Annotated in this window: 4 protein-coding genes; 2 read left to right on the forward strand and 2 right to left on the reverse strand. The window is 41.7% G+C overall.

The window, feature by feature from the left end; all coding sequences use genetic code 11:
* Positions 1-232: 232 nt before the first annotated feature.
* On the forward strand, positions 233-1348 hold the full coding sequence (locus IQ229_RS16590) for a thiamine phosphate synthase (protein WP_194045532.1): 1116 nt from the start codon (positions 233-235) through the stop codon (positions 1346-1348).
* An 89-nt stretch (positions 1349-1437) separates the two neighbouring features.
* Positions 1438-1650, forward strand: a complete 213-nt coding sequence (gene thiS / locus IQ229_RS16595) for a sulfur carrier protein ThiS (protein ID WP_194045534.1) — start codon at positions 1438-1440, stop codon at positions 1648-1650.
* Here thiS and blaOXA read toward each other — a convergent pair.
* Both blaOXA and IQ229_RS16605 read right to left on the reverse strand, forming a co-directional pair.
* The gene (blaOXA, locus tag IQ229_RS16600; protein WP_194045536.1) at positions 1647-2495 is read right to left on the reverse strand and encodes a class D beta-lactamase; all 849 of its coding nucleotides are present in this window, start codon (positions 2493-2495) and stop codon (positions 1647-1649) included. The two genes, thiS and blaOXA, sit on opposite strands and share 4 nt — an antisense overlap.
* A 217-nt stretch (positions 2496-2712) precedes the next feature.
* On the reverse strand, positions 2713-3945 hold the full coding sequence (locus IQ229_RS16605; RefSeq protein WP_194045538.1) for a glycosyltransferase family 4 protein: 1233 nt from the start codon (positions 3943-3945) through the stop codon (positions 2713-2715).
* Between the last annotated feature and the right edge of the window lie 41 nt (positions 3946-3986).

Below are 3986 nucleotides of genomic sequence, written 5' to 3' on the forward strand. Positions count from 1 at the left end.
TCTCTACATTCTTTTTCGATTGTGAATTTTCTGGCGTATTCCCTTTTGCCAGTCCTTTGTAAGCTTGTTGTCTACCGTAAAATACTTGACTAAGCTCAGTGCGAAACTGTAGCCTCAAACTACCCTTATCACTGTTTATAGGAACATGGGATAATTTACCGTAACCCTCACTACTACGTTGTTTTGCGTAGATTCCGCAAAAATTAGTAAAAAAAAGCAAATTAATTAACTTATGGTTACTAGGACTTATGATAATTCACACTTCGATGAAAGCACTAACGGGGTTGTTGTAATGGTCGAGCCATACAGCCAAAAAGAGCAAATACAGCAAGTTGTTTACCGCATTTTAGATGCCAATTTAGACCGCGCTCGTGAGGGCTTGCGAATTATCGAGGAATGGTGTCGGTTTGGATTGAATAATGCCCAGTTGGCTCTTGAATGCAAACGGCTGCGACAAGAGGTAGCCAAGTGGCATACCCCAGAATTGCGGGCGGCGCGAGATACACCAGGCGATCCTGGGACTGAATTAACCCATCCTCAAGAAGAAGAACGAGCCAGTATAAAATCGGTCTTGCAAGCTAACTTTTGCCGGATAGAAGAAGCATTAAGGGTGTTGGAAGAATATAGCAAGCTTTACCAACCAAATATGGCTAAAGCTTGTAAGCAGATGCGCTATCAGGTTTATACCCTAGAAAGTAGTTTAATGGGTCATCAGCGCCATCAATTGTTGTGGCGATCGCGTTTGTATCTTGTGACTTCCCCTAGTGAAAATTTATTGAATAACGTCGAGGCTGCACTCAAAGGTGGATTAACGCTTCTACAATACCGCGACAAAACCGCCGATGATTCATTGCGCCTGGAACAAGCGAGAAAATTACGGCAGTTATGCCACATCTACGGCGCTTTATTCATCGTTAACGATCGCGTGGATGTAGCTTTAGCTGTCGATGCCGATGGCGTGCATCTTGGACAACAAGATATGCCTATTGCTGTTGCTCGGCAATTACTGGGTTCGCAACGTCTGATCGGTCTTTCTACCACAAATAAAGAAGAAATGCAAGCAGCAATTGCTGAAGGTGTAGATTATATTGGCGTCGGGCCAGTTTATGAAACTCCCACGAAACTAGGTAAGGTCGCAACAGGTTTAGAATATGTCAGCTATGCTGCCAAAAATTGCTCAATTCCCTGGTTTGCGATTGGGGGAATAGATGCCAATAATATCAATGATGTGATCGATGCCGGAGCCGAACGTGTAGCAGTGGTGCGATCGCTCATGCAAGCCGAACAGCCTACCCTCGTGACACAATATTTGCTCTCCCAACTCAATCGCATTAAACCAGAACTTTAAAATAGTCATTTGTCATTTGTCATTTGTCATTTGTCCGAAGTGAGTAACCAATGCCCAATGCCCAATGCCCAATGCCCCACACACATATTATGTCTAACGAGATTACGATTCAGGTGAATGGGGAAACCCATAGCTGCTCATTTCAAACTTCTTTACCCGACTTACTCCAACAGTTGGGTTTTAACCCCCGATTGGTGGCTGTGGAGTATAACGGTGAAATTTTACACCGCCAGTTTTGGCCGCAAACAAAAGTGCAGCCAAGCGATCGCTTAGAAGTGGTAACTATTGTCGGTGGTGGTTAGTTGATTTGAGCCAGCAAGCCCAAATCCTTGAGGCTACGTCGTGTAATCTCAATGCGGGCGGGTGCATCTTCCGATTTTTGCATATCAAGGGTTGTCGCGAAAAAGTAGACGTTTTTGTTTTGCTCTAAATAACCCACAAACCAACCAACATTTGGTTTAGTACTCGTTAACCATCCTGTCTTTCCTCGCAATGTGTAGTCTGGAGTTTGTTCGCGTACCATAATGTCTTTGACAAGATTTATTGTCCGTTGCGAGAAAGGCAAATCTCCTTGATATAACCGTTGCAAAAACTTAATTTGCTCTTTGGGTGTAATTTGCAAAGGCTGTTGTAACCAAAAACGATCGATGTCTGCGACAGTGCCAATCTGACGGTTCCCGTAGCCTACTTTATTAATAAATTGCTGCATCCGTTCATATCCAGCCCTACGTGCCAATACTTGATAGAACCAAACAGTTGAATCCTTAAAGGCTTGACGCAAATTTGTATCATGATTCCAGGCATCAATCTCTCGGTGAATTCCATCCCAAGTGAGAACTGCCACATCATCAGGAACTACACCTGTTTCTAATGCCACCAGCGCGTTAAAAATTTTGAATGTTGAAGCTGGAGCGATCGCAGTTGCATTACGTTGAGGATTATGTTCATAGATGCGGTTATTTTTTGAGTCGTAAATCAAGATAGAGCCTTCACGCCCAAATTCTTGAAAGTGTCGCCCGAAATTTGGCGCTTTAGCGGGACGTTCAGATGAAGTTGAAGCAGGTTGAGCCACAACATACATTGCCCCAAAGGTAATCACACTAACTACAGCAAGACATCCAATGACTGTAAACACGAAAGATTGCATTCGGTGCTTTGTGTAACGCCGAAGAAATTGCTCTATGTTAAAGCAGATATTTTTCATTGCACATTGAATCGCATCACAAACGAGATTTTACACTGTAATCTTGCTCTTTTGTGAAGCAATTTGTTAAAGGTTATGCAGAAATATAACTTATAGTAAATTACCCTTTTTTGATTTTTTGAATTTTATGATTAAATCCGGTTTAGTTAACAAAATAATTTCACAAAATTGCATTTTTCCCATCTGATTTATAAAGCGATCGATGAAGAGTTCTACGCTTGGCTAATTCTTTACCTTTACGACCGAGTTGCTCGCGTAGTTGTTGGTCTTTGCACAACCGATTGAAAGCTTGAAAAACTTCATAACCAGAATTGGGATTAACCAGTATCCCATTTTCTTCATGCTGAACTGTATCTAGAACACCGCCTAAACGAGGGGCAATTATCGGCTTCCCGAAGTAACTTGCTTCTAAATAAGCCATACCAAAACCTTCCATATTATTAGGTTTAGTATCCGATAAAGTCAGCATGGCAAATATATCGCAAGCTGCATAATAACCTGCTAATTCTCGCTCTGGTACATATCCGGCAAAGTGGACGCGCTTATCAATCCGCAAACGATGTGCCAGAGATTTCAGTTCAGATTCACTTGGCCCTTGACCGCAGAGTATATAGTGAACATCGACCCCAAAAGTTAGCAGTATTGGGATATTATCAATTACTCGGTCGAAACCTTTATGTTTTACTAGCCTACCGATGGAGAGAATCACTATTGCTGTTTCGGGAATGTTGTACGTCTGACGCACGCGAACCCGTAAATCCTCAAGACTACTGGGACTGGCTACATTATTACCAAATTTTTCTGGTCTGATTACGGGGTTAATGACGTGGGTAGGAGTATTTAATCGGAAAGCAGTTCTCAAGTAGTCTCTTGTATAAGAACTGTTACAAACAATGCCTTCGGCGCGTTTGAGTGTTAATTTAAATAGCGATCGCAGCACGGGATTATGTAAAGTGCAAAGAAGATCGTTGCCGTGCAGATAGATAAAAAAGCGAATAGGTAACAAATAGCTCAATAGCAACAGTGAAGGAAAATCATAGCCGTGGCCCCACTCTATGTAACGATAGTGATAGCGAAAATAGAGTTTAATTGCTAAAACAAATGAGCAGACGATATTGACCAAAGGCTTTAGGATATTTCCCACATAGCCACTACGCCAATATTTAGGATAATACCAGCGATACACAGGAAACTGTTGACTCTTATCAAATACTTCATCTCCTGAGCAACTAGCTGCCAGCACAATTATTCGTTCTGGATCTTGCAGACAACGATTGTAGATATATTCCCCAATTACAGCTTCTTTCGGCAGAAAGATCCGGGATATGACTAGGATATCTGGGTATGCAGCTTTATCTCTAATTTCGGCTGTTAGTTGAGAAATATGTTCCATAATAAAGTTGATGACTATATTTCAAATAGTTTTTAATATTT

Source organism: Nostoc cf. edaphicum LEGE 07299, assembly GCF_015207245.1.
GTDB lineage: Bacteria > Cyanobacteriota > Cyanobacteriia > Cyanobacteriales > Nostocaceae > Nostoc > Nostoc edaphicum_B.